This is a genomic window from Thalassospira sp. HJ (genome assembly GCF_000948415.1).
In the GTDB taxonomy this organism is placed as follows: Bacteria; Pseudomonadota; Alphaproteobacteria; order Rhodospirillales; family Thalassospiraceae; genus Thalassospira.
Genome location: NZ_JYII01000012.1, coordinates 270,417 through 293,435, shown reverse-complemented (window position 1 = coordinate 293,435; position 23,019 = coordinate 270,417). Strand labels below are relative to the sequence as shown.

Here is a 23,019-nt window from a genome sequence, read left to right as displayed (position 1 = left end):
ATCATAGCCGGTAACAACCTGATTGGCTTACAAAATTTGCAAGCCACCCCTGCCAGGCTCACGCCGACAGTTCTTCCATTACACTGCGCACCAGCGGCAAGGTCACCGCGCGCTTTTCGGCCAAAGCCCGGCGGTCAATCGCGGTAACCAGCTCGGAAAGGGCGGCAAAGGATCGCTCGATCCGGGGCAGCACATAACTGATGATCTGCGGGCTGGCCGGGATTTGCCGATCGGCAAACAGCTTGATCAAAAGCCCGACAATCAGATCATCATCGGGTGGGGAAATCTCGCACACAAGGGCCGCACCCAACCGGGATTTCAGATCGGGCAAATCAATCTGCCAGCGTGATGGCGGCTGGCTTGCGGTCAAAAGCAAATGCCCGCCGCGTTCTTTCAGCATATTGTAGATGTGGAAACAGACGGTCTCATCAAGCCCGCCATCCGCATCCTCGATCACAAGGCCGCTTGCATCACCCAGGATCGCATCGGCATCCTGCCCCGCAAGGTTCCCAGCGGCGATTTGCAAGGCACCGGACCTCGCGCGCCAGACTTCCGCCAGATGACTTTTCCCGCAGCCCTTCGGCCCATACAGGCACAGCGCAGGTACCGGCCACTTTGGCCATTGGTCAATCCACGCCACCGCCTCGCTATTGCAATCAGCCACCATGAAATCATCGCGGCCAAGGGCCGGACGCATTTCAAGGGCCAATGGCAATTGCTGCGGATCGTTGTCTTTGTCCGGCTTGGATGTCACCCGGGTCACGGTAAACTCAACTTGAAACTCAATATGCGGGTCTCGGTCTTTGGCCCCAGTTCAGGACCTAGCTTTCGGCCTCGGATCCGGGAACGCTGCGATCTTCGGGTCCGTGGTCATAAAGCCGACTACTGAGATACTGCCTTAAGCCATATCGTACAAGTACGCCAATGACCGCTGCCACCGGCACGGCCAGCATCACGCCCAGAAGCCCGAACACCGCACCCCCGGCCAGCAAGGCAAACATCACCCAGACCGCGTGCAACCCGACCTTGTCGCCTACAAGCTTTGGGGTCAGGAAATTGCCCTCAAGCACCTGACCGATCAAAAACACAATCGCCACCAGCCCAAGATCAAGCCCGAAACCAAACTGCGCCAGCGCGACCCCCATGCCGACCGCAAAGCCGGCAATCATCCCGAAATACGGCACAAAGGACACAAGCCCGGTCATAAGCCCGATAACAAACCCGAACTCAAGCCCGACCAGCGTCAGGCCTAGCCCGTAAAACAGGCCAAGCAACAGGCACACCGTCGCTTGCCCGCGCACGAAGCCTGCCAGGGTTTCATCAATCTCGCTGACACATTGGCGGATATCCGTGGCCGAACGCCGCGGCAGGTAACTATCGACCTTGGCAACGATCTTGTCCCAATCGCGCAGCAGGTAAAACGACACCACCGGCGTAATGAACAGCAAACTCAGGAAGTTCAGAAGCGCCAGGCCACCGGACAACACATTGCTCAGCAGATTGCCCACCCATTTAAGGGCATTGGCACTCTGTCCCTTGATCGCGTCCGATACACTTTGCAGCGTTTCGGGCGCCACCCGGTCGAGGATGTTTTGCAGATACGGCGCAACATTGGTGCGCAGCGCATCGACATAGCCCGGGAACCGCTCAAGGAAGCCCGCAAGCTGGCTTCCGATCATCGGCACGACAAGCAGCATCACAAGGATAAACACAAGGAAGAACAGTACCGTGATGATGCTGGTCGCAACCACCCGGCTTGCCCCGCGCGCCTCAAGCTTGTCGGCCAGCGGATCGAGGAAATAGGCAATCGCCATCCCGGCAACAAACGGCAAAAGGATGCTCGAAAACAGCCAGATCAGGAAAAAGAATCCGACGACAAAGATCAGCCAGAAACGTGCTTGCTGTCGCAAAGTCATCCTCGGGTCCCCCTGTTACCCTTCCCCGTAGTCAAACGGGCTTACCCGCCGAACGATAATCCCTGCAGGCGGTCTGATCCGCTCGGCTGGATGAACCAAAGCTCGCCCATTCGGCTCAGATTAAGGTTCTGCTGATTAAGTGCGGTCTGCAGCTGATTGGTCGACCCGACATAATCAAGCGACAGCTGCACTTCGCGTTTCGACATCGCGATCACGCGTGAATTGCGCACTACCGGCAGCCCGATCAGCTTCTTCTCGATCCCGGCCCAGTCACCAAGACCGGTAATCGGGATAAACACCATCAGGTTGCCGCCCGCACTGTAATTGATCAGGTTGGCGCGTTTCCAGCCATCAGCCAACTGGTCCTGCACCGATTTGGCCGCCCGCACCAGCGTTTCGTTCAATGTCTCACCCGGAAGGGTATTTTCCTGCACGCCAAAGATCTGCGGCCCGCTGTTGGGATCATAGCGGGTGATGGACACATTGACACTTTCCCCACCCTGCGGCCCGGTGACATCGGCACTGGCGACAACAGCCACATCCGCGCCATAGCGCTTGGCAAGCTGCGCCAATCGTTCCATCGAACCACCTTCGGCCTGCTCGGCCGTGATGGTGCTGATATCGGTCAGATCACCAATCGGGGCCTTGATCGGCACAAGGCCCGAGGTCGCAACATTGCGCGACCAGACTTCACGCCACGGGTTGGGATCATCCCACAGGCTGACATAATTATTGCTGCGATAGACCGGCACAATCATCACCGGCTTGGATTGCAGCTCGGCAAAGGAAATATCGCGGAAACGCAGGAAACGACGCAGCTCGTCATCCTTGAACCGCACCGTCATGTCCGCGATGTAACGCACCGAAGATGTCTTTTCGTTCGACACGCCAAAGTCACGCACCATATTGGTGATGACAGCCGTCTCGGGCATTTCAAGCCCGGCACGATCTTCGGGCAGGGTCAAACGGGCAACCACTTCTTCAAAGGCCTGACGCTGACCGATCTCAAGTGCCTGTTCGCGTGCGGCAGCAGCCGTTTCGGCGCGCTCGTCAACATGAACACCGGTAACGGTGAAAATGTCCTGTGCCGCTGCCGGAAAGGCCATGATCGTCGCAGCCATCGCCGCGCCAGCTAACATCTTGATGTTTTTCAATGAAGTAAGCACGTATGCCTCTTTGCCCTAATCGTGTCTTGGTTAATGCTCTTTGTGGCATGTTGAACGCATTCTGCAAAGAAAACTCTGTCATGCGCAGGTGATCATTGCATATTGCCCGCGTTTGAGTATTTTCGGCCCAGCGGAAATTATCAAGCCCGCGTTTTTTATCAGCAGGATCGTGCTTGTCCTCTATATCTGATTAAAGGCGTCAGTAAGGCGGATTGGTCAAACAGCAGGCTCACCCCTGCGACCCGGACCGCAAAAAGCCCGGAAAACGGCGCCTTGAACCGGACACCTGTTGATGAAAAACGCGGGCACACCCGCTTTTATTCATGCATGCGCGAAGCCAGGGATCACCAACATGACCGCCTCTAACGGCCTTACCTATAAGGACTCCGGTGTCGATATCGATGCCGGGAATGACCTTGTCGAACGAATCAAACCGCTTGCAAAAGCAACCACCCGTTCCGGTGTTGCCGGCGGTCTTGGCGGTTTCGGTGCCCTTTTTGATCTGAAGGCCGCCGGATATAACGATCCGGTTCTGGTGTCCTGCACCGATGGTGTCGGCACCAAGCTCAAGGTCGCCTTCCTGGCCGACAAGCACGACACGGTCGGCATCGACCTGGTCGCCATGAGTGTTAATGACCTCGTCGTTCAGGGCGCAGAACCGCTTCTCTTCCTTGATTACTTCGCAACCGGCAAGCTGTCAGTTGATAACGCCGCAAGCGTCGTCGCAGGCATTGCCGAGGGCTGCAAACAGGCTGGCTGCGCGCTGATCGGTGGGGAAACTGCTGAAATGCCCGGCATGTATGCCGACGGCGAATATGATCTTGCCGGTTTCGCAGTCGGGGCGGCCGAACGCGGTGAACTGCTGGATGGCACCAATGTTGAAGAAGGCGACGTCATTCTGGGCCTTGCCTCCAGCGGTGTGCATTCCAACGGCTATTCACTGGTCCGCAAGGTTGTCGAAACCGCCGGTTTTGGCTATGCCGATGACGCCCCCTTCGCACCGGGAAAAACCGTTGGCGAAGCACTGCTTGAACCGACCAAGGTTTATGTCAAAAGCTGCCTGGCTGCCCACAAGGCCGGCATGGTCAAGGCGCTTGCCCACATCACCGGTGGCGGCCTGACTGAAAACGTTCCGCGCGTTCTGCCGGAAAACCTGACCGCTGTCTTTGACGCCAGCTGCTGGGAATACCTGCCGGTGTTTAAGTGGCTGTCCAAACAGGGCGGCATTCCGGCCATGGAAATGGCGCGCACCTTTAACTGTGGGATTGGCATGTGCGTCGTCGTTCCGGCCGACAAGGCGGACGCGGCCGAAGCCCTCCTGCGCGAACACGGCGAAACCGTCAGCCAGATCGGCGTTATCGGCCCGCGTGCCGGTGATGGCCCGCAGGTCGTGATCAAAAACATGGCCCGTACATGGGACAAGTAAGCAACGGCAAGAAGCTAAAGCTCGCCGTTCTGATTTCAGGCGGCGGGTCGAACCTGCAAGCCATCCTTGATGCCTGCAAGACGCCCGGCTACCCGGCCGAAATCGTGCTGGTCTTTTCCAACCAGCTTGACGCGGGCGGACTTGAACGTGGGCGTAAGGCCGGCATCCGGGCAGAGGCCATCTCGCACAAAGGCTATCCCGGCGGGCGCGAAGCCTATGATGATGCCGTAAGCGCATTGATCGAGGAAAGCGGTGCCGACCTTGTCGTTCTGGCAGGTTATCTGCGTCTGGTCAGTGAAAGCTTCGTCACCCGCTGGAAAGACAAGCTGATCAACATCCACCCGTCGCTGCTGCCAAGCTTCAAGGGCTTGGGTGTGCATCAGGCAGCCCTCGATGCCGGGGTGAAGTTTGCCGGTTGCACCGTGCATTACGTTGTGCCCGAAGTCGATAGCGGCCCGATCATTGCCCAGGCCGTGGTTCCGGTCCTGCCGGGTGACGATGCCGGCAAACTGGCCCAGCGTATCCTGCGTCAGGAACACCGCATCTACCCACAGGTGATCCGCTGGATCGCCGAAGGCCGCGTCTCGGTCGATGCCAAGGGCATTGTCACCATCAAAGACGCCCCGCAAGCCGACTTTGCCGAAATCAACCCGGCGCTTGAGCCCGGATGAAAGAACCTTTGGCGCTGGCTGCGCAGGCTGCTTAATGCATGAAACGGCGGGTCATCACATATGACCCGCCTTTTAATTACCTTGCTGTCAGATCAAGAAATAGAATCCCGACCATTTAACGACAACAAGCTGTCTGCCTAAATGGTAAGATTCATAACGTGGACAAACGAAGAGCCTACTGACAACGAAAAGATATAATAATTATTTCTTCGTCAGATTAGGAGAAAAGTCGATCTTGGCCCCTACAGCGTTGTCGTTCGAATTTACAAACTTGCAATCCGATGCCGTCGGTTTCTCTTGAGCGCTATAATATTTGGAGGCCATCCAACTGAACTTCATGTCCGCGGAACAACCCTTGTAAGGCGCAGTATTGATTGTTGTACAATCGACACGACCTTCGCCACACCCCCAACCTAGAGCTGCCGAAAAATCACTACCCACAACAGCCTGGCATTGCGCCTCAGACGACACAAGATCACTGCAGCTGCCTTTTGCCGGAGCTGTTGTTGTGCAACTTATGGTGCCTGCTTCGCCCTCAACAACGTAAAGGGTCTGCCCAGCATATGAATTTGTAATTTTACCTGCCAAATTCTTATCGTCGCCGTTGCATTTTATTGGAACCCAAGCTGAACCAGAAGTTGTATCGGTCTGATACAATACAAATGACTGAATGTTCGCAGGCATCGCCGCCACGGCCCTCATACCTGGCCCGGTCGGATACGTTGCCTGATAAGTCTGTATCGGAGAGGCTTCATAACCATATAGAGCCGCAATAGAGGAGGACGTGAGGTTCTTAATTGTGAACGGTATTTGGGTTGGCAGTGCCTCAAGTGCAGCACTTACATTACTCTCCGAAGGCTTAAATCCTTTTTTCGGCGGCGTGCTTTTCGTTGTATTAGACATTGTACAATCATAGTTGGCATCACCATACAAAAGTGAAAGTAATGCCGCCTGTGGCCTTGGCACAAGATAGTCGAGCGGTGTCTGGTAATAGGCATCATAGGACGGCCAGTTAAAGCTGTTCGACGGATAACTGGATGTCACCCACTTCGTATCAACATCATAACCTGTACGCTGAGCGGCAAAGACCCCCCACCATTCTTCATCCCAGAAACCGCTCGCAGACAGCCCCCCGCCGCTTGCGCTGCCTACATCATGGTCCCAGACATGATCAGGTTCGCTTTTCCACCATTCGTCACTATAGGAAAAGTAATACATGCCGTTGAAGAAGGGATAGGACGTCACCGCATTGAAGTTGACACATAGTTGATCCATCGCAAAACGTTCATATTTCGCCTTTTCAACACCTCTTGGACATGAATCCTTGCATTTAGGCCAACCAGCCTCGCCCTTCGGGTCATGCTGCACACTCAAGGCACCATATTCTGTCACCAGCAAGGGTTTCGCTGTAATTGATGGGTTAAGGCCTTTCAAGATTTCCACGTATGTCTGATAGACCGCACCAAAATTATCCTTCTGTTGATAACTACTCACTGGATATAGATTGACACCCCAAAAGTCGACGGCTGACTCATATACTTGCATTTGCTGCATCGGTCCTGGATTAGATTCACATGCAGATTTACTGGTAGGGTTGGAAGTTGCGCAAATTTCACCGCTAGACGCCTGAAGAGCTAATCCGACAATTTTGTTGTCAAAATTTGAATCTTCGTGGATTTGATTTGTCAACGAATTGACTAACTGCCAATAGTCGACATTAGCCGGTTTAGAATTGCTCCATCGCCCGACATTTGATTCGTTCAATAGTGCAAATCCCATAATAGCTGGATGGTTGGGATAGCGGGCACCAATTGACTTCAAATTGTTTTTCATGAAGTTACGACGATTTTTGTACCCCATAGCGCCGCCCGGTAGAGTTGGCGGGAAAATAGTGCCGATGGCACCCGGCGCTGAAACGCCAATCAGAACATAAATCGGATCGTTTCCCTTGTTCCATAATTCATCAAGGAATTCTTTATGTGACCACAGGTCACCGCAGCCTTTAGCAGTTTCTTTCTCAAGGCACTTTTGGGATACCCCCCAAAAATCTTCGCATTGTGATGGTGATCCTTTATCCTCGCTACAGTTATTATAGTTGGCAATAAGATTGTCCTGTGTTGGCGCATGTTCCCAAAACCCGTAAACGCGGACAGTATTAATGTTCATTTTTCGCATGATCGGGATGTCTCTCATGAAAACAGTCCGCCACGCTTCATGGTAAGTATCAACCATCGTGCTACCATCGCTGGATCCGATCGGCACCGGCTCATAGGCGATACCGTTACCAAAAAAATTTTCCCCATTCAGCTGTATGGTCTGACCACTTACCGTCCAGTCACTTGTCGATGAGGCCCTGACGTATGTTGCGTTGGCCATCAGAGACAAAGCCACGCCAAACAGAAACAAACAAGACTGCTGAGAAAGTCGTTTTATACCCACCATCTCTACCCCTCTCCTGCTTCGGAAGACGGTCATTTCAGACGCACACCGAAAAAGTAAAATCAGCCATCGGGAAATACATTTAAAGTTGAATTTTATATCAATCAACTCGCTTATACAAGACAGTTAACAGCATGAAGACGTCCCAGACCAGAAGTCATTCGCAATAATGAGCCACGGACTGACTGGCATCTTGCTGCCCTATGGCTGCAAATTGGGCATCCAGTAAGTCCTTGGCATCAAAAGCGAACCGCCACGGATGTGAAGTCGGTCAAAGGTATGACATTCAGGGTTAATCTTGCACTTGCCCAAGCTCAACTCAGTGGATATACATTTGAACAATCCCAAAACAACCAATCCAAGGAGGCAAGTTTGCAGGGTAACGATTACGAACTCACCGAAACCCACGTCAGCATCTATCACGGCTACACGAACTTCGTGAAATGGGGCACCATCTCCATCATTGCCCTGCTGATCCTGATGGCGATCTTCCTTCTGTGATCTGCCAAGTGGCATTGATCCGAACAAATTAAAAAGCTGCCGGAAAACGGCAGCTTTTTTGTTTTTCAAAGCGTGTCTGTCTGATGGGTAACAACGTTAAACCCCTCCTCCACGCTTGGCGGGACAAAGGCCGCATTGATCTGATGGAACTGCGCGTCGCTTGCGGCGAACTGATGGCTGCCCGCCCGGTTGCGCACCCGAAGCCGGTTGATACAAACATCATCTTCCAGATCAAGATAATGCAAAACATGATCGACCCCGGCATCCTCAAGCACACTGCGCATCCAGCGGCGCAAACCAACCGTATTGGCCGGAAAATCCAGCACCACCGATAATCCGGCGCGCAGCAACATTGCCACATGCGGCCCCATGACAGAGCGCAGCTTCTCTGATACCCGGACATAATCGGCGACCGAGCACATCTGATCGCCAAAAAGCGTCGATAACCATTCATCCTCGGCGATCAGAACCGTTCCGGGCTTGCGCGCCAGTTCGGCGGCAAGGGTTGATTTGCCTGCAGCAATCTTGCCGCACAGCATATGCAGCGTGCCGGGCTTTGAGCCGCCCGAAAGAACCTGCGGGCTTTGCGTCTGGTGTAATTGTGATAGGGGCTTGGTCATCTCTGTCTCCCGTTCTGCTTTGGTCTGGCCGGGAGACAGCCACAAAAAAACCCGCCTCGCCGGCGGGTGGGTATCATTTACTCAAAACGTCGCTACCCCGCCACTCTATGAGAGGCGGTAAAAATTCGTACTGAATGCTGGGTCACAACGTTTTCCATACCCCAACCATCGCACGCACCTGCCACCTTGTCCAGCATGACGCGGCGCACAATTGGTTAAAGTGATAAATATTATTCACCCTTGGGTTATTTGCAGGTAGTATTTTGCCATCGCCTTGCGCGACACCGGGCAACAAAACCAATCAGATAACCGGCCCGGTCAATCATGATCCGCAATCAGGGAGGAAACCCATGCAAGGAAGTGATTATGACGAAGGCCTGGTGCATCACCACGAGGAAGGCTGGCACCACTGGACGAAATTCATGCTCTGGAGTGTGGTCTCGATCGCCGTTCTTCTGCTGCTGATGGCCGCATTCCTGATCGACTGATTTATCGATATTCCAACAAAAAACGCCCCGCAATCTGCGGGGCGTTTTTGCATCCGGATAAACCGGAGAACTTCAGGGTCAGGACCTGCTAATTTGGCAGAAATGGCAGTCTTTATATCTGTAAAATTCAAGGAAAAGCCCGCTGTGCGGGGCGGCACCCCGGACAAGGGGTTTGACGTCGAAGTTTGCAGATATAAAGACTGTCCAGAGGATCAACCAGATTTGCACGACCTAGCTTTGTCGCAAAAACTTGAAAGATATTATCTTCCTGCGGTTTTGCTCCGCGTATCCGCACAAATCTGATTGACCATTTCGGTCAAACTAGCAGGTCCTGACCCTGTTAGCTTAGCCGACGATTTCGGTCTGAGCGAAGAAATATGCAATTTCGATTGCAGCGTTTTCGAGCGAGTCCGAACCGTGGACCGAGTTCGCTTCGATGGATTCTGCAAACTGTTTGCGGATGGTGCCTTCCTCGGCATTCGCCGGGTTGGTTGCGCCCATTACTTCGCGGTACTTAACGACGGCATCTTCGCCTTCGAGAACCTGGACAACAACCGGGCCAGAGACCATGAAGTCTACCAGCTCGCCAAAGAACGAACGTTCTTTGTGAACTGCATAGAAACCTTCAGCCTGAGCGCGGGTCAGAGCGACGCGCTTCTGTGCGACAATGCGCAGGCCAGCTTCTTCGATGACGGCGTTGATTTTGCCAGTCAGGTTGCGGCGCGTTGCGTCCGGCTTGATGATCGAAAGAGTGCGTTCGACAGCCATTGGTTTCACCTAAGCTTTGTAAAAATTCGTTACCCCCAAAGAGGACCCCATAAGGCCCCCCGAGCACAAAGGGCCTGCGGAAGATAAAGGCGGCACCAAAGACCGCCCTTATCATCCACAGACCCGAAGGTTGGCGCTATATAAACGGGGTTGGATCGCAACGCAACACATAGTTCTACCGCTGCAAAGCAGACCTGCAGCCGTTGCATTCACACGTTTCGCCTGCAAAATGTCGCCAAAAGGCATGAAACTGCGGTTCCGGGCGGTTTTGCGACCCTCCTGTCATCGAAATCACAGCTGCGATGACAATTTGAAGAATCCTTGCGTCAAACACGCTCCTGCCCTATTGAAAGCACAGAAATCCTTGCGATTCCCCCGATAATGCCCCGAAAACGACCCGATACCGGCGAAAGAGAACATGCTGCAAATTACCGATCTGACCTACCGCATTGGCGGCCGTGTCATTCTTGATCAGGTCAACCTGACCATCCCGGACGGGCACAAAGTCGGCCTGATTGGCCGTAATGGCGCGGGGAAATCGACACTGCTTAAACTGATCTCGGGCGAATTGCCGGGCGATGGCGGTGATATCCGCATGTCCAAACGTGCGCGCATGGGGGTGGTCGCACAGGAAGCCCCGGCGGGCGAACGCTCGCTGATTGAAACCGTTCTCGCAGCCGATACCGAACGCGCAAGCCTTTTGGAAGAAGCCGAAACCACCACCGACCCGCACCGCATTGCCGAGGTCCACACACGTCTGGCCGATATAGACGCCCACACGGCCGAGGCCCGCGCGGCCTCCATTCTGTCCGGCCTTGGTTTTGATGCGGATGCCCAGCAACGCCCGTGCGATGATTTCTCGGGTGGCTGGCGCATGCGTGTCGCCTTGGCCGCCACGCTGTTCCTGCGCCCCGATCTGCTGCTGCTTGACGAGCCGACCAACCACCTTGATCTCGAAGCCACCATCTGGCTTGAAAACTATCTGATCAACTATCCCGGCACGATCATCCTGATCAGTCACGACCGCGATCTTTTGAACAGGGCTGTCAAAACCATTGCCCATCTGCATGACGGCACGGTGACGCTGTATGGCGGCAATTACGACAAATTTGCCAAGACGCGCCGCGAACAGATGGAACTGGCCTCCAAGCATTATGAAAAGCAGATCGCCCAGCAAAAGCATCTGCAATCCTTCATCGACCGCTTCCGTGCCAAGGCCAGCAAGGCCAAGCAGGCGCAAAGCCGCGTCAAGATGCTTGAAAAAATGGGCCCGGCCATTCCGGTGGTCGAGGATCGCGGCATTACCTTTGACTTCCCAAGCCCCAAGGAACTGCCGCCGCCGCTGATCAACATTCATGATGGCGATGTCGGCTACGAAGAAGGCAAACCGATCCTGCGCAATATCAGCCTGCGCATTGATATGGATGACCGTATCGCCCTTCTGGGGGCCAACGGTAACGGTAAGTCGACACTGGCCAAGCTGCTGTCGGACCGCTTGCAACTGATGTCGGGTGAAAAGGCCGCATCAAGCAAACTGCGCATCGGCTATTTCGCACAGCACCAGACCGATGAGCTGCGCGGTGATGAAACGCCCTATCAGCATATGGCATCCCTTATGCCCAACGTCATCGAAAGCAAGGTCCGCGCCCAGCTCGGCCGCTTTGCCTTTGAAGGCCAGAAAGGCGACACCAAGGTCAAGGACCTCTCGGGCGGTGAAAAGGCGCGCTTGCTGTTTGCCCTGATGACGCTCGATGCCCCACACATGCTCATCCTTGATGAGCCGACCAACCACCTTGATATCGACAGCCGCGATGCGCTCAACCATGCGCTCAATGCCTATGAAGGTGCGGTCATCATCATCAGCCACGATCCCTATCTGATCGAAGCCTGTGCGGATCGCCTCGTTTTGGTTGCCGATGGCACGGTCAAGGCGTTTGACGGCGACGTTGCCGAATATCGCCAGTATCTTCTGGATCGCGCGCGCATGGAACGCCGCGCGAATAAGGGCGACGATGCTGGCAAACCGGCGAAACGCGACCGCAAGGCCGAACGCCAGCAGGCCGCCGAAAAGCGTAAAGTCGCCGCCCCGGTCAAACGCGAAATCGAGAAGCTTGAAAAACAGATGGAAAAGCTTTCCGAACGCAAAGCCGCAATCGAAGAAAAAATGGCCGACCCGACCCTTTACGAAGACGCCAACGCGCAAAAACTGGCCGACATCCAAAAGGAACTCGGCCAGATCGAAAACGAACTCGCCATGGTCGAACAGAAATGGCTCGACAAGCAGGAAGAATACGACGCGATGGTGGCGTAGGCCACCATCGCCCTCTCAAGCACGCCCCGCTCTCCCTCAAAAACCGTCATCCCCGCGAAAGCGGGGATCCATCTATGCTGCCCCCAAGGACGCCATCTCCCCCCTCTTCCTTGTCATTTCCGCGCAGGCGGAAATCCATCTATGACGCGACGAAAAACAGAAAACAGCACCTAAACCACACCAACCAATTCAACCAAAGATTGCCAATCTCAACACCCGCCTCTATCCTGAAAACCTCAGGAATCAAAGAGGTGCCCCATGCTCAAGACAGCAAGAAAACCCGTCAGCGTTGGTAAAATGCTCGTCACCGAGTTCATGGAACCAATGGACCTGACACAGATCGCCTTGGCCGAGGCCATGGGCGTTCCGCGCAAACATGTCAACGAACTGTGCAACAACCGTCGCCGGATTACCGCCGACACCGCCCTTATCCTGGCGCGTGTTTTTGGCAACAGTGCGGAATTCTGGATCAATCTACAAGTTCGGCAAGCTCTCTAGAAAGCTTGAACATCAAAAGTTACAGCCGCCGCTCCATTACCAAACAACTCTCGACGATCAGTTAAACTGCTTCTTCAGGCGGCAACATTACGTTTTGCAACTGCGCGCGGCGCTGAACATATTTCTCGATCAAGCTCTATTAATGGTTTCGGTACATCTGGCACTTGTAATCCATGGCTAAAGAACATGGCTTCTCGTCCGCGTTCCGCTTTTCTGGCGCTATAATTCAGCGTGTATTGCATCCATGGACAGTTTTCGTAAAGCTGATGGATAGGATACACATCGTCGTAGGAGACTATCCAGTTATGCTCATTCAAAGATGTCACCGCTGATGCTATTTGCGCATGATCATCTTCCCCGTAAGCATTATGATACAGGGATGGACCTTTTTTATAGTAAGGAGGATCAATGTAAATGAGAGTGTTGCTTCTCCACTCTTCTGATTTTTTCTTAAGAAGCTCTACAGCGTCCATACACGTCAACTCGATACGAGAGCGCAGAGCAGCAATTTTTTGAATCCGTAAAATCAGTTCATCTTTGTTAAATCTCGCATCGATTTTCCAAGTTCCGGTCTGCTTACGCCCACCAATAATCCCGCCATTCAAGATACCCGAACGATTCGTACGATTGAGGAAAAAGAAGGCAAAACCAAGCTCCAGAGTACCGGCGTCATCTTGATTACGATAAATATCCTTCCAGCGATCCCATTCATCAACTGTAACAGGGTGATCCTGAATCAGTGCACAAAGAGCATCCGTTTGGTTCAAAACGCTATCCCAAAACGCCCAGACCGGTCGGTTTATATCGTTGATCGTAACGCGACGAACAATGCCCGTAATCAGTAGTTCCCAAGCTACAGCAGCACCTCCTGCGTATGGCTCGACATATCGACCATCGGAAAGACCATTTAGGCGGATGATATCGCGCATAAAGCGTGCGATCTTTCCCTTACCTCCTGGATAGCGAAGGGGAGAATAACGTCCGGACTGGACTTTATCTGGTTTGTCGGGGTTCATCATGGCTCACCAAAAGTCGTGATGAATAGAGGGACGGCTTTCTCCCATCCACCAACGAGTGCGTCAGCAGCAGGAATCTCACTATTCTGGTGAACGGAAGCATTGAGGCTTTCGATAGAAATAGGACTGCCATTACCGTTTATGAGTTTTCGGAAACCAGATAGCTGCTTTTTCATGCCTTTTGTATTCTGTTCGATGTGGTTTGCAGCACTCTCTGCCTTTTGCCTAAGTGTAAGTTCTCTTCCAGATTTCCGGTCAACCTTCGGCAAAGAATTATCGTCAATATATTTATCAACCGTATACTCTATGAAAGCCCTGAGCAGAAAAGCAGATGAAACTCTATAATTTTGAACAGAAATATTTCCTGCCTCTTTAAGAAGCTGACGGGCTTTTTCAGATTCGGGGTGTTTAAAAGGGTTTTTCTTGGGCGCCAGAGTACTTCGATCTTGCGGTAAACGCTTTGACTTTACGGATGCCGTTTTTGTTGCCCCCCCCTTGTTCTCTCCTGAACCCACAATCATTTCACGAAAAGAATGAGGCTTTCCCATAGTTTGACCAGATGGCTGCAACGTTTTTGGAAGCCCCTCCAGATAGTCCTCTATGTCCTTCTCTTTATTCAGTTTTCGTGTATTTATCTGCTTCTTCTTTATATCGTCAACCACCTTCTGTAGCACACGAAGAATCCACTTTGGATTATATATCGTGGACGGGATCACCTCTTCGCCGTCTCGTTTTACGACAATACCCAAATGCTGCCTCCCCGGAGAGGATTCCAACAAACGGGTCAGGGTCGTAGAGTTTCTTTTGAGAAGATTCCTTATTTCTTTTCCTTCTTCATCGGAAGCGGCGTTTTTTATGATAAATTCGATCACGTCGAGGGTGGAACCATCACCTGAAAAGCGTTGCTTTTCCAGCGTCCCCCAATTTATGCGTCCTCTGCCCTTGTCCTCTCCCTCATGACGACGAGAAATCCATAAGTTTGCTTCATCACGATTTTCGAACAAAACCGCTCGAAGAGGTTCAACGGTCGCACAATCGAACCCTTTCGCAACACCTTTTAGAGATTTTTTGACCGAAGCTGAAATACCGGTTCCATCCAGCACGTTGGAATTAGACAGAATGATCAGCGCAGACGATCTGCGGTTACCATCAAGAACCACATAATCATTCGTATCATTTTCATTTTTCATGACATAAAGACTGTCTCCTGGATCAAGACCGTTCTCTTTTATGTCTATCATCAGGTTACGAATATGTTCGTGATTAAGTCCAATCAACGCCTCAAGCGCTGCCGATTGGTTTTCGACCGGATCTAAACGCGGGTTATTCTGATCCAGTAGCAGATCGTCGATTAAAAGTTCGATCTGTTCAGCCATCATTTCCCCCGAATATGCCTTCAATTATACAGCTATACATGAATACAGTATTTAAGTCAGGATGCTCTTGTACAGCATCGCAACCGTAGGTGTTGCTCCTACAAAGCACGCTGGCTATATGCGGTCACCCATTCTACGGCTTCAGGCAAAAGATCAAACGCCTCAATTGAGACCCCGTTATTATGCAAGACTACAGCTTGCTCGACACGATACGGTAAACGTAAACGATGAAGGACATTACCCAACGTCAAGACATCATCGCGAAACTCAATGTCGGATCGCGTAAATGGAATAATGTGGTAACAAACCATCTGAGAAACTGGCTGCCGCCCAAACCATCTCTTCCAGAAAACCTCTGAAAGATGAGATTTGATGGATTTATCTTTCCAGTTGTTTCCTGTAGCTACCTGTGCTCCCGCTAACAGAAATCCGGGCAATGCGTCCGGATGCCCTTTCCAAGCAAAGATATCAATTTGATCGTCTTTCGGTCTTTGTGGGGCGGCTGGGTCCACCGCTACACTACCATCTCTAAGCACATCCCAAATTTGTCCTAGCTTTTCAAGAAAGCCGGTATGGTCAGGTCGCGGATATCCGAAAGACCACGCCTGTCCCCCAATTTCCGCAGCAAGCGCCGCTGTGGCAAAATATTGAAAGTACTGACGTAGTTTTCGAATATCATCATCACTTGGATATACGATTGTTCCGTCCAAGACTGCTGAGACAGACTTCAGGTGAGATAACACAAGGCAAAGAAGATATGCGGCCTGCCCGTGTGTTAGTTCATCACGAAAGAATGTCAGTAAATCGCCGTTATCATCCATGCTGAAAGGATAGGAATCGCCAAGTGCATTCTTGCGTCCATCAATCCTTGAAATAGCCCCAGAAATGATTTCCTCACGATTGATAACCTCATCATCGACATCCAGATAGTCTTCTTCCGCACCAATCTCCGAGGCGTTTACTAAATCTTTAGTGAACGCCTGCGCATCCTTCGAAAAAAACGCGGTAAGCTCAAGATAATCCGCAGCTAAATCGCAATTTGGCTTTGGCGCATGAATTTCATCAATGGGAAAGTACAAAGACACATTCATGAATCTTGTCTCGTAGTAGCATTAAACTTCTTCTTTATCCGGTCATGAATAGTTTGCGCCGTTTCAGATATATCTTCAGCAATGTTCAAAAGTGATTCGTCACGCCCGTCATAGCCGCGTAAATTATTTACTGCTTCCCGCAGACCTGCACGGGCACGAATGAGTGATGATGATAGCTGTTCATCAGCAGGTTCAGTGCTTGTATGAGCTTCGTCAAGTGAACGCCCTGCACGCAACAAATGCAGGCCTTCTGCACTGGTAAGAACCTCGCCAAGACGCTTGATATCAGGATTCTGGGACTGGATAATAGGGGCTCTAGCATCTTCTTTTGACCCATAAATCCAAACAAGAACCTCTCGTAGAGCAGGAAGTTTTTCTTTTGGTATTTGATCTGGTCTGGGCTCATAACTCGCCCAAGCTATATCCAAACCTAAAAAGCTCATATAAGAGGCACGAGACAAAGCTGTATAGAGGTGGGAGAAATTAAATTTCTTAGCGTTCCGGTTATCAAGGGAGAAAATTTCATTCTCCTCGGCCTGCTCAAGAACGTATATGGCTGCAACCATCCGCTTGATAGTGTCGTGCCGGTCACCGATCTTGCTCGCGATTTCTTCCAAACTCTTGCCACCAGTTCGAAACCAATCAGCAGCAAATTTTGCCTTCGCGTAAGATTCCCATTTTGCAGCACCATTAATGTGCTTAAACCCGATAAATGAGCGGGCAGATTCCCGATCTGCAACGCGATATACAGACACTCTGTCAAGAGTTTGTCTATGTTCCGGCGACAACTCGGGAACTGTTATTCGAAGACGTTCAGATTTACTTATCCTATCAACAAGATCCGCATCTCGAAACAACATGATAGCCGCAAGCCGTCTGTTGCCTTCAAGGACAATAAATTGGTCATCATCCAATTCAACAATGAGCGGTTCAATATTAAGATAACCGTTGGCGGCAATAGAATGCAGGAGCTCCGCTAATTCCTCACTGCGATAAAGTTGAGCTACTATGCTTTCTATAGTTGTCTTTTGGTTGACACCGACCAAGCGCGGATTTTTCTGATCAAGCCGCAACCAATCAACAGGAACCTTGTATGTTTCTTGCAAAGGTACGTCTTTTGGTAAAGGCTGATCGTTAGTCATAATTTATATTTCCTCAAAATGGCTCCTCCCTCCATGAAGGCGGCACCTGCCTTTTCTATGGCCTTCCTAACGTCGCTTGCTCGCGACACGCGGGCACTTGTGCTCTGAGTGAAAGGTTAGCTTAAGGCGCTTATCGCGAGTATAGAAGCCAGTTCGTTGAGCTTCCAGCAGAACACTCAATGACATCTTTCCTTCGAGGTTATCAATACCTATCATTCAATCCAACTAGAAACCTCTAGAACTTTGATTTCTCAAGTTTCCGGGTGAAGATCAATCTTTGGAAAGCCCTCAACATTCCTGACCGCCACGAACGAATTGAACGCGCCGCCCCCATTGCGTCTTAGCGGACATACCTCGTAGTGAGTGAAGTGGGCCCCCCCCTTTTTTTTCCGGTCAATTAAAATCACAGCACCACCGCAGCACCATGCACTCCCGCCTGCAGCGGGAGTGACGGCACAAAGAACACAACTGCGGTTCCGTCATCCCCGCGAAGCCTGCCGCGCCCCGACCAGCCATCAAGTCGCCAAAATTCCGACGCAACCTTGGATTGCCGGGGTATAGGTATTCCACGCAGGAGATGGTCATGGTTGACAACATCTATGGAACCGACGGCAACGACACGATTATCGGAACAGAACAGGACGACAGGATATATGGCCGCGAGGGCGACGATTATGTCCAGGCCCTTGGCGGCAACGATCACCTGTTTGAGCTGGGATTTGGTGATGACACGCTTGATGGCGGTGCCGGACATGACGACATTAATGGCAGTGCCGGAAACGATACGCTGTTTGGAGGATCGGGCAATGACGAACTCAATGGCGGATCGGGCGCTGATGTGATTGATGGCGGCCCCGGTCGCGACGAAATCACGTTCGGCTTCACGCAAGATCCATCAAACCAGGGCGTTTACGTCAATCTCGCGACCGGGATCGGATTGGGCGGTGATGCCGAGGGCGACCGATACAGCAATATCGAAGATATCCGCGATACGACCTATGGCGATGTGCTGATCGGCGATGACGGCAAAAACGCCTTTTATCAGATCTACAATCGCACCGATGACGGCGATGTCATGCAGGGACAAGGCGGCGACGATACGTTCTATGCTGCCGCCAGCACTGACTTTTCCGAGGACAGGACCAATATCTTTGATGGCGGTGACGGGATTGACACCATCAGCTATATCGCCGGCTGGGGCAATGATGCACCTTATGGCGAATACGGCCCGCAACCGGTCATCAACCTTGAAACCGGCACGGGGCGTACCGGTGATCATTTCATCAATATCGAAAATGTCGATGGCAGCAATCAAAGCGACCTGATTATCGGCGATGACCAGGATAACCGTCTTGTCGGCAACCGCGGCAATGACACCATTTATGGCGGTGACGGCGACGACACCATGGTTGGCGAGAACCTTTACGGCGAGGCGGGAAATGACACGCTGACGGGCGAAACACGCGACGTTTCGCTCTTTGGCGGCGATGGGCATGATACGCTGCGTGCCGGTGCCGGTGGTAATCCGGTTTTCCATGAAAACCTTTTGTCTGGCGGGGCCGGTAATGACTGGCTTGAAGGCAATAGCAGCCCGGACACCTTCGTTTTCGATGCAGAGGCCTCAAGCCGTGACCGGATCGTCGGGTTTGAGACCGAAGATTATTATGACGAAATTCGCGATGTGCAGCGTGACATCGGGCACGATACGCTGCTTCTGACAAGCGACCTTCAGGAGCGCTCCGGCATCACGGATTTCGAAAGCTTCCTCGATCACACCACCCAGACCGGCGATGACCTCTATGTCGATTTCAGCAATGGCGATCCATGGACATTTGGCGTCATTATCGAGGACACCGACAAGGATGATCTGACCGCCGATCACGTCCTGTTTGGTGAGGTGTGATGAAAGGTCGATCAAATACTCACACGATTTGATTTCGACCACCAATCGGTCGGGTCATATAAAAATCCCGCAAGGCGCAAACCCTGCGGGATTTTTCAATTATTTTGAATAATGCAGATGATTATTCAGGAAGTTTGAATACCGGCAGAACCGATCCTTCATACTTGGTTTCGATGAATTTGCGGACCGCTTCATCGTGATAGGATTCAACCAGGGTTTTGACCCACGGCTCGTCTTTGCGCGACGTCTGGGTGACGATCACGTTGGCATACGGGCTGTCATTGCCTTCGATTGCAATCGAATCCTTGATCGGGTTCAGACCGGCTTCGAGCGCGTAGTTGGTGTTAATCGCCGAGGCATCCAGATCATCAAGCGAACGCGGCAGCTGAGCAGCATCGAGCTCGACAAAGCTGATATCTTTCGGGTTTTCAATAACATCAAGCGGGCTGACGACCAGACCAACCGCCGGATCAACCTTGATCAGGCCATGCGACTGCAGGACGAGCAGCGCACGACCGCCATTGGTCGGATCGTTCGGAATGCCGACTTCGGCACCTTCGGGCAGCTCATCGAGGCTTTTGATCTTGTTGGAATAAATGCCCATCGGGGTCAGGATGTTGTAGCCAACCACCGACAGCTCATAGCCGCGATCCTTGATCTGGTTATCGAGATACGGCAGGTGCTGGAAGCTGTTGGCATCCAGATCGCCATCATCCAGCGCCTGGTTCGGAATGACATAGTCCGAGAAGCTGACGATTTCGATATTAAGACCCTTGGTGGCCGCGACCTTGACGACTTCTTCCATGACTTCTTCATGCGCACCCGGGGTGACGCCGATTTTGATTTTTTCGTTCGCAAGCGCCTGACCGGTCAGGGCCGATGCGAGGACGGCAGCCGCCGTCAGTTTAAACAGAAACCGCATTGTAAAACTCCTTGTTTTCTTTTGGGTTTGTGCGGGAATTTGGCAAATGTGATCGATCCTCACATTCGGAATTTCGTTCGATCAGAGGATCAGATGTTTCGCTTGTCGGCCTTACGCGCCAGATAGTCGCCAAAGCTTTGCACGGCCTGCACAACGACAATCAGGGTAATGACAACCGCTGCCATCACATCCGGGCGGAAGCGCTGATAGCCATAACGAATGCCAAGGTCACCAAGACCACCGGCACCAACGGCGCCCACCATCGCGGAATAGCCAATCAAGGTCACCGCGGTCAGGGTCAGACCATGAATGATGCCTGGCAGGGCTTCAGGCAGCAGAACCTTGACCACGACCTGAACCGGACGCGCGCCCATGGCCTGGGCGGCCTCGATCAGGCCGCCATCAACTTCGCGCATCGCCCCTTCGATGATCCGGGCAATGAATGGGATGGCCGCCACGGTCAGCGGCACAATGGCAGCAGAGGTGCCGATTGAGGTGCCGACAACGAACCGGGTAAAGGGAATGATGGCCACTGCCAGAATGATGAACGGCACCGAGCGGGTCGCATTGACCAACGGACCAAAAACACGCTGGAACCAGAGCGCCTCAAACAGCTCGCCCCGGCCGGATGTCGCCAGCAAGACGCCAAGCGGCAAACCAAACAGGGTGGCAATCGAAAGCGACACCGCGACCATATAAAGGGTCTCGCCAGTTGCCTGCAGCAGAATGGGTGCAAGGGTTGAAAACATGACTTAGCCCTCCTGCCCGGCTGCAGCGCCGGTGTTATTGGCATCCGATCCGGCGCGGAAATCCATGAATTCATCGGCCAGAAGCGATTGGGTGGTCGCGTGTTTGGGATCGGCAAAGATGCCTTCGACAACACCTTCTTCAACAATCACACCACCATCCATCACCGCCACACGGTCACAGAGCGCCTTGACCACCGCCATTTCATGGGTGATCACGACCATGGTCAGACCAAGGCGCTTGTTGATGTCTTTAAGCAGTGTGAGGATCTGACGGGTGGTTTCCGGATCAAGGGCCGAGGTCACCTCGTCACACAGCAAAACCTTGGGATTGGAGGACAGGGCGCGCGCAATGCCGACACGCTGTTTCTGACCACCTGACAGTTCAGCCGGATAGCGATCCCGCTTTTCTTCAAGCCCGACCAGCGGCAAAAGCGGATCAACCGCCTTGGCGATCTCGGCCTTGGACGCACCGGCCAGTTCAAGCGGCAGTGCGATGTTATCGAACACGGTGCGCGAAGACAGAAGATTGAAATGCTGGAACACCATGCCGAGTTGACGGCGGAACAGTGGCAAGTCGCGTTTGGAAAGTGTCGTGACATTGGTGCCATCAACCGTGACCGTCCCGGATGTCGGGGTTTCAAGCAGGTTGATGCAGCGGATCAATGTCGATTTGCCCGCGCCGGAACGGCCGATGACGCCAACAATTTCGCCTGCTGCAATATCAAGATTGATGCCGCGCAAGGCGATATGTTCGTCACTGCCACGCCGGGCTGCATATGTTTTATGGACGTTCGAGAGCCGGATCATGGGTCTCAACCTTTCCGTAGATACAAAAAAACCGCCGCGGCTTAACCGAGGCGGTCGTACATACGGAGCATATACGCCCTCTCGCTTTAGCCGCATTTTTAGCGCGCCCGCAAGCTGAGGAGCAAATCGGCGCGTTCAACACCTCACTGTCTATCTGACCCGCTGTCATTCTTCAACAGGTAAAATCATGCATTTTACGCATGGCATGCATGAAACACCCAAATACAACACAAAAATATTGTTTATTAAACCCGAAACGGCATGAAATCACAAAGCCGGAACCTGCCCGTCTACTGATCGTCAACATCAATGCGGGATTGGACAGATGGCCTATGCCAACCGGATCAGCGACCTTGCCCGAACACTGGCGCAATACCCCACCACCGTCACGGTCATGGGCAACAAAGTCGATGTCCGCACCAAGGAACAATTGGCGACACTTTCGGCTGAAACCACAAAGCTCGAAGCATTGGCAGCCGAGGGCGATAGCGCGATCGCAAGTGGCACCTGCAAAGATCCATCGGGGCTTTCATCGCGGCTGAACTTCAATGCATCGCAGATTTCATCCCTGCTGACAGCCTTTGCCGCGCAAGACACCGAACGCCTGAAATCGATGAGCATCATCAGCAAACAGAAATTCGATGGCTACGCAAAGAACCGCCTGAGCGCGGAAAAGCGTTTCGCTGATGAAGTTTCCCAACTGCTGACGCAGGAAGCCAAAACCGTTAGCGGACTGGGCAAGAGTGAAACCGGGAAACCGGATGTGAAGCCGGATACAAAGCCCGAAAGCCCATCCACCCCAAAACCTGAAGACCCGGTTAAACCGCAGCCATCAAAGATACCGACCATGCAGGATACGATTTCCGCCCTGCCCGGTTACCTGCGTACCACCATTCCAGAAATCGTCAAAAAATATGATGACGCGGCCCTGTCAATGCAAAGCAAAAGCTACGCGGACGCGGCGATCAAACTTGGCACAAACTCGAACGAGGCCGTCAGAATCTATGTGGTTATGGCATTCACCTATGGCCCAGAGTTTCTCGCTCCCAGCACAAAGATCGGTTGGGTCAACGACATCATCAATAATTCGCAGCTTGGCACGATCGACCAGCGAATTCTGATACTGCGCAACGCAGTGGAAATGCGACGCAAGCTTGATCTGCCGATCTTGGACGCTGCCTAACCGTCTCCCCCAGAACAGGAAAATGC

The 23,019-nt window shown here is 52.6% G+C and carries 20 protein-coding genes and 1 pseudogene; 8 read left to right on the top strand and 13 right to left on the bottom strand.

The window, feature by feature from the left end:
* Positions 1–58: 58 nt before the first annotated feature.
* Genes UF64_RS10235 through UF64_RS10225 form a run of 3 tightly spaced genes read right to left on the bottom strand, consistent with a single transcriptional unit; the run spans position 59 to position 3,055 of the window.
* Positions 59–763: a DnaA ATPase domain-containing protein gene (locus UF64_RS10235; protein WP_052657562.1), complete on the bottom strand. Its 705-nt coding sequence runs from the start codon at positions 761–763 to the stop codon at positions 59–61.
* Between the two features lie 58 nt (positions 764–821).
* On the bottom strand, positions 822–1,916 hold the full coding sequence (locus tag UF64_RS10230) for an AI-2E family transporter (protein ID WP_044828482.1): 1,095 nt from the start codon (positions 1,914–1,916) through the stop codon (positions 822–824).
* 41 nt (positions 1,917–1,957) lie between these two features.
* Positions 1,958–3,055 carry a DUF2066 domain-containing protein gene (locus tag UF64_RS10225; protein ID WP_235285026.1) on the bottom strand — a complete coding sequence of 366 codons (1,098 nt, stop codon included), beginning with the start codon at positions 3,053–3,055 and terminating at the stop codon, positions 1,958–1,960.
* Positions 3,056–3,434: 379 nt separating this feature from the next.
* Between UF64_RS10225 and purM the strand changes: the two genes are divergently transcribed.
* Together purM and purN are read left to right on the top strand one after the other, a co-directional pair.
* Positions 3,435–4,508, top strand: coding sequence for a phosphoribosylformylglycinamidine cyclo-ligase (gene purM / locus UF64_RS10220; protein WP_044828480.1), 1,074 nt, complete (start codon positions 3,435–3,437; stop codon positions 4,506–4,508).
* A complete protein-coding gene (gene purN / locus UF64_RS10215; protein WP_044828479.1) occupies positions 4,496–5,179 on the top strand; it encodes a phosphoribosylglycinamide formyltransferase in 684 nt (227 codons plus the stop codon). Before purM ends, purN begins: the two co-directional genes overlap by 13 nt.
* Before the next feature lie 201 nt (positions 5,180–5,380).
* On the opposite strand, the gene UF64_RS10210 is transcribed toward purN, so the two are convergent.
* On the bottom strand, positions 5,381–7,621 hold the full coding sequence (locus UF64_RS10210; RefSeq protein ID WP_152630664.1) for a hypothetical protein: 2,241 nt from the start codon (positions 7,619–7,621) through the stop codon (positions 5,381–5,383).
* 369 nt (positions 7,622–7,990) lie between these two features.
* On the opposite strand from UF64_RS10210, the gene UF64_RS20730 reads away from it, so the two are divergent.
* Positions 7,991–8,119, top strand: a complete 129-nt coding sequence (locus UF64_RS20730) for an aa3-type cytochrome c oxidase subunit IV (protein WP_198157185.1) — start codon at positions 7,991–7,993, stop codon at positions 8,117–8,119.
* 65 nt (positions 8,120–8,184) lie between these two features.
* Here the strand turns inward: UF64_RS20730 and UF64_RS10205 are convergent, their stop codons facing one another.
* Entirely contained in the window at positions 8,185–8,739 is a 555-nt protein-coding gene (locus UF64_RS10205; protein WP_200892667.1) for an ATP-binding protein, read from the bottom strand.
* A 350-nt stretch (positions 8,740–9,089) separates the two neighbouring features.
* Here UF64_RS10205 and UF64_RS20165 point away from each other — a divergent pair, with 350 nt between their 5' ends.
* The gene (locus tag UF64_RS20165) at positions 9,090–9,227 is read left to right on the top strand and encodes an aa3-type cytochrome c oxidase subunit IV (protein WP_152630663.1); all 138 of its coding nucleotides are present in this window, start codon (positions 9,090–9,092) and stop codon (positions 9,225–9,227) included.
* Between the two features lie 345 nt (positions 9,228–9,572).
* Here UF64_RS20165 and ndk read toward each other — a convergent pair whose 3' ends face one another.
* A complete protein-coding gene (gene ndk / locus UF64_RS10195; RefSeq protein WP_008891250.1) occupies positions 9,573–9,995 on the bottom strand; it encodes a nucleoside-diphosphate kinase in 423 nt (140 codons plus the stop codon).
* 418 nt (positions 9,996–10,413) lie between these two features.
* Here ndk and UF64_RS10190 point away from each other — a divergent pair, with 418 nt between their 5' ends.
* Positions 10,414–12,306, top strand: a complete 1,893-nt coding sequence (locus tag UF64_RS10190; RefSeq protein WP_044828475.1) for an ABC-F family ATP-binding cassette domain-containing protein — start codon at positions 10,414–10,416, stop codon at positions 12,304–12,306.
* Positions 12,307–12,564: 258 nt separating this feature from the next.
* A complete protein-coding gene (locus UF64_RS10185) occupies positions 12,565–12,804 on the top strand; it encodes a HigA family addiction module antitoxin (RefSeq protein WP_082049674.1) in 240 nt (79 codons plus the stop codon).
* Between the two features lie 74 nt (positions 12,805–12,878).
* Here the strand turns inward: UF64_RS10185 and UF64_RS10180 are convergent, their stop codons facing one another.
* From UF64_RS10180 to UF64_RS10165, 4 genes are all read right to left on the bottom strand, one after another.
* On the bottom strand, positions 12,879–13,823 hold the full coding sequence (locus UF64_RS10180; RefSeq protein WP_235285025.1) for a DNA adenine methylase: 945 nt from the start codon (positions 13,821–13,823) through the stop codon (positions 12,879–12,881).
* Complete coding sequence (locus tag UF64_RS10175) at positions 13,820–15,196, bottom strand: hypothetical protein (RefSeq protein ID WP_152630662.1); 1,377 nt, start codon at positions 15,194–15,196, stop codon at positions 13,820–13,822. Before UF64_RS10175 ends, UF64_RS10180 begins: the two co-directional genes overlap by 4 nt.
* A gap of 98 nt (positions 15,197–15,294) precedes the next feature.
* On the bottom strand, positions 15,295–16,287 hold the full coding sequence (locus UF64_RS10170) for a hypothetical protein (protein WP_044828472.1): 993 nt from the start codon (positions 16,285–16,287) through the stop codon (positions 15,295–15,297).
* Positions 16,284–17,429 carry a ParB N-terminal domain-containing protein gene (locus UF64_RS10165; protein WP_044828471.1) on the bottom strand — a complete coding sequence of 382 codons (1,146 nt, stop codon included), beginning with the start codon at positions 17,427–17,429 and terminating at the stop codon, positions 16,284–16,286. The genes UF64_RS10170 and UF64_RS10165 overlap by 4 nt, the downstream gene beginning before the upstream one ends.
* A 583-nt stretch (positions 17,430–18,012) precedes the next feature.
* Here UF64_RS10165 and UF64_RS10160 point away from each other — a divergent pair.
* The gene (locus tag UF64_RS10160; protein ID WP_044828950.1) at positions 18,013–19,332 is read left to right on the top strand and encodes a calcium-binding protein; all 1,320 of its coding nucleotides are present in this window, start codon (positions 18,013–18,015) and stop codon (positions 19,330–19,332) included.
* Positions 19,333–19,453: 121 nt separating this feature from the next.
* Here the strand turns inward: UF64_RS10160 and UF64_RS10155 are convergent, their stop codons facing one another.
* The 3 genes and pseudogenes from UF64_RS10155 to UF64_RS10145 all read right to left on the bottom strand — a co-directional run.
* The gene (locus UF64_RS10155) at positions 19,454–20,254 is read right to left on the bottom strand and encodes a MetQ/NlpA family ABC transporter substrate-binding protein (protein ID WP_044828470.1); all 801 of its coding nucleotides are present in this window, start codon (positions 20,252–20,254) and stop codon (positions 19,454–19,456) included.
* An 89-nt stretch (positions 20,255–20,343) separates the two neighbouring features.
* Positions 20,344–21,003, bottom strand: coding sequence for a methionine ABC transporter permease (locus UF64_RS10150; RefSeq protein ID WP_044828469.1), 660 nt, complete (start codon positions 21,001–21,003; stop codon positions 20,344–20,346).
* Positions 21,004–21,081: 78 nt separating this feature from the next.
* A pseudogene (locus UF64_RS10145) lies at positions 21,082–21,810 on the bottom strand (methionine ABC transporter ATP-binding protein); the annotation flags it as partial.
* Positions 21,811–22,135: 325 nt separating this feature from the next.
* On the opposite strand from UF64_RS10145, the gene UF64_RS10140 reads away from it, so the two are divergent.
* The gene (locus UF64_RS10140) at positions 22,136–22,993 is read left to right on the top strand and encodes a hypothetical protein (RefSeq protein ID WP_044828467.1); all 858 of its coding nucleotides are present in this window, start codon (positions 22,136–22,138) and stop codon (positions 22,991–22,993) included.
* Positions 22,994–23,019: the final 26 nt, after the last annotated feature.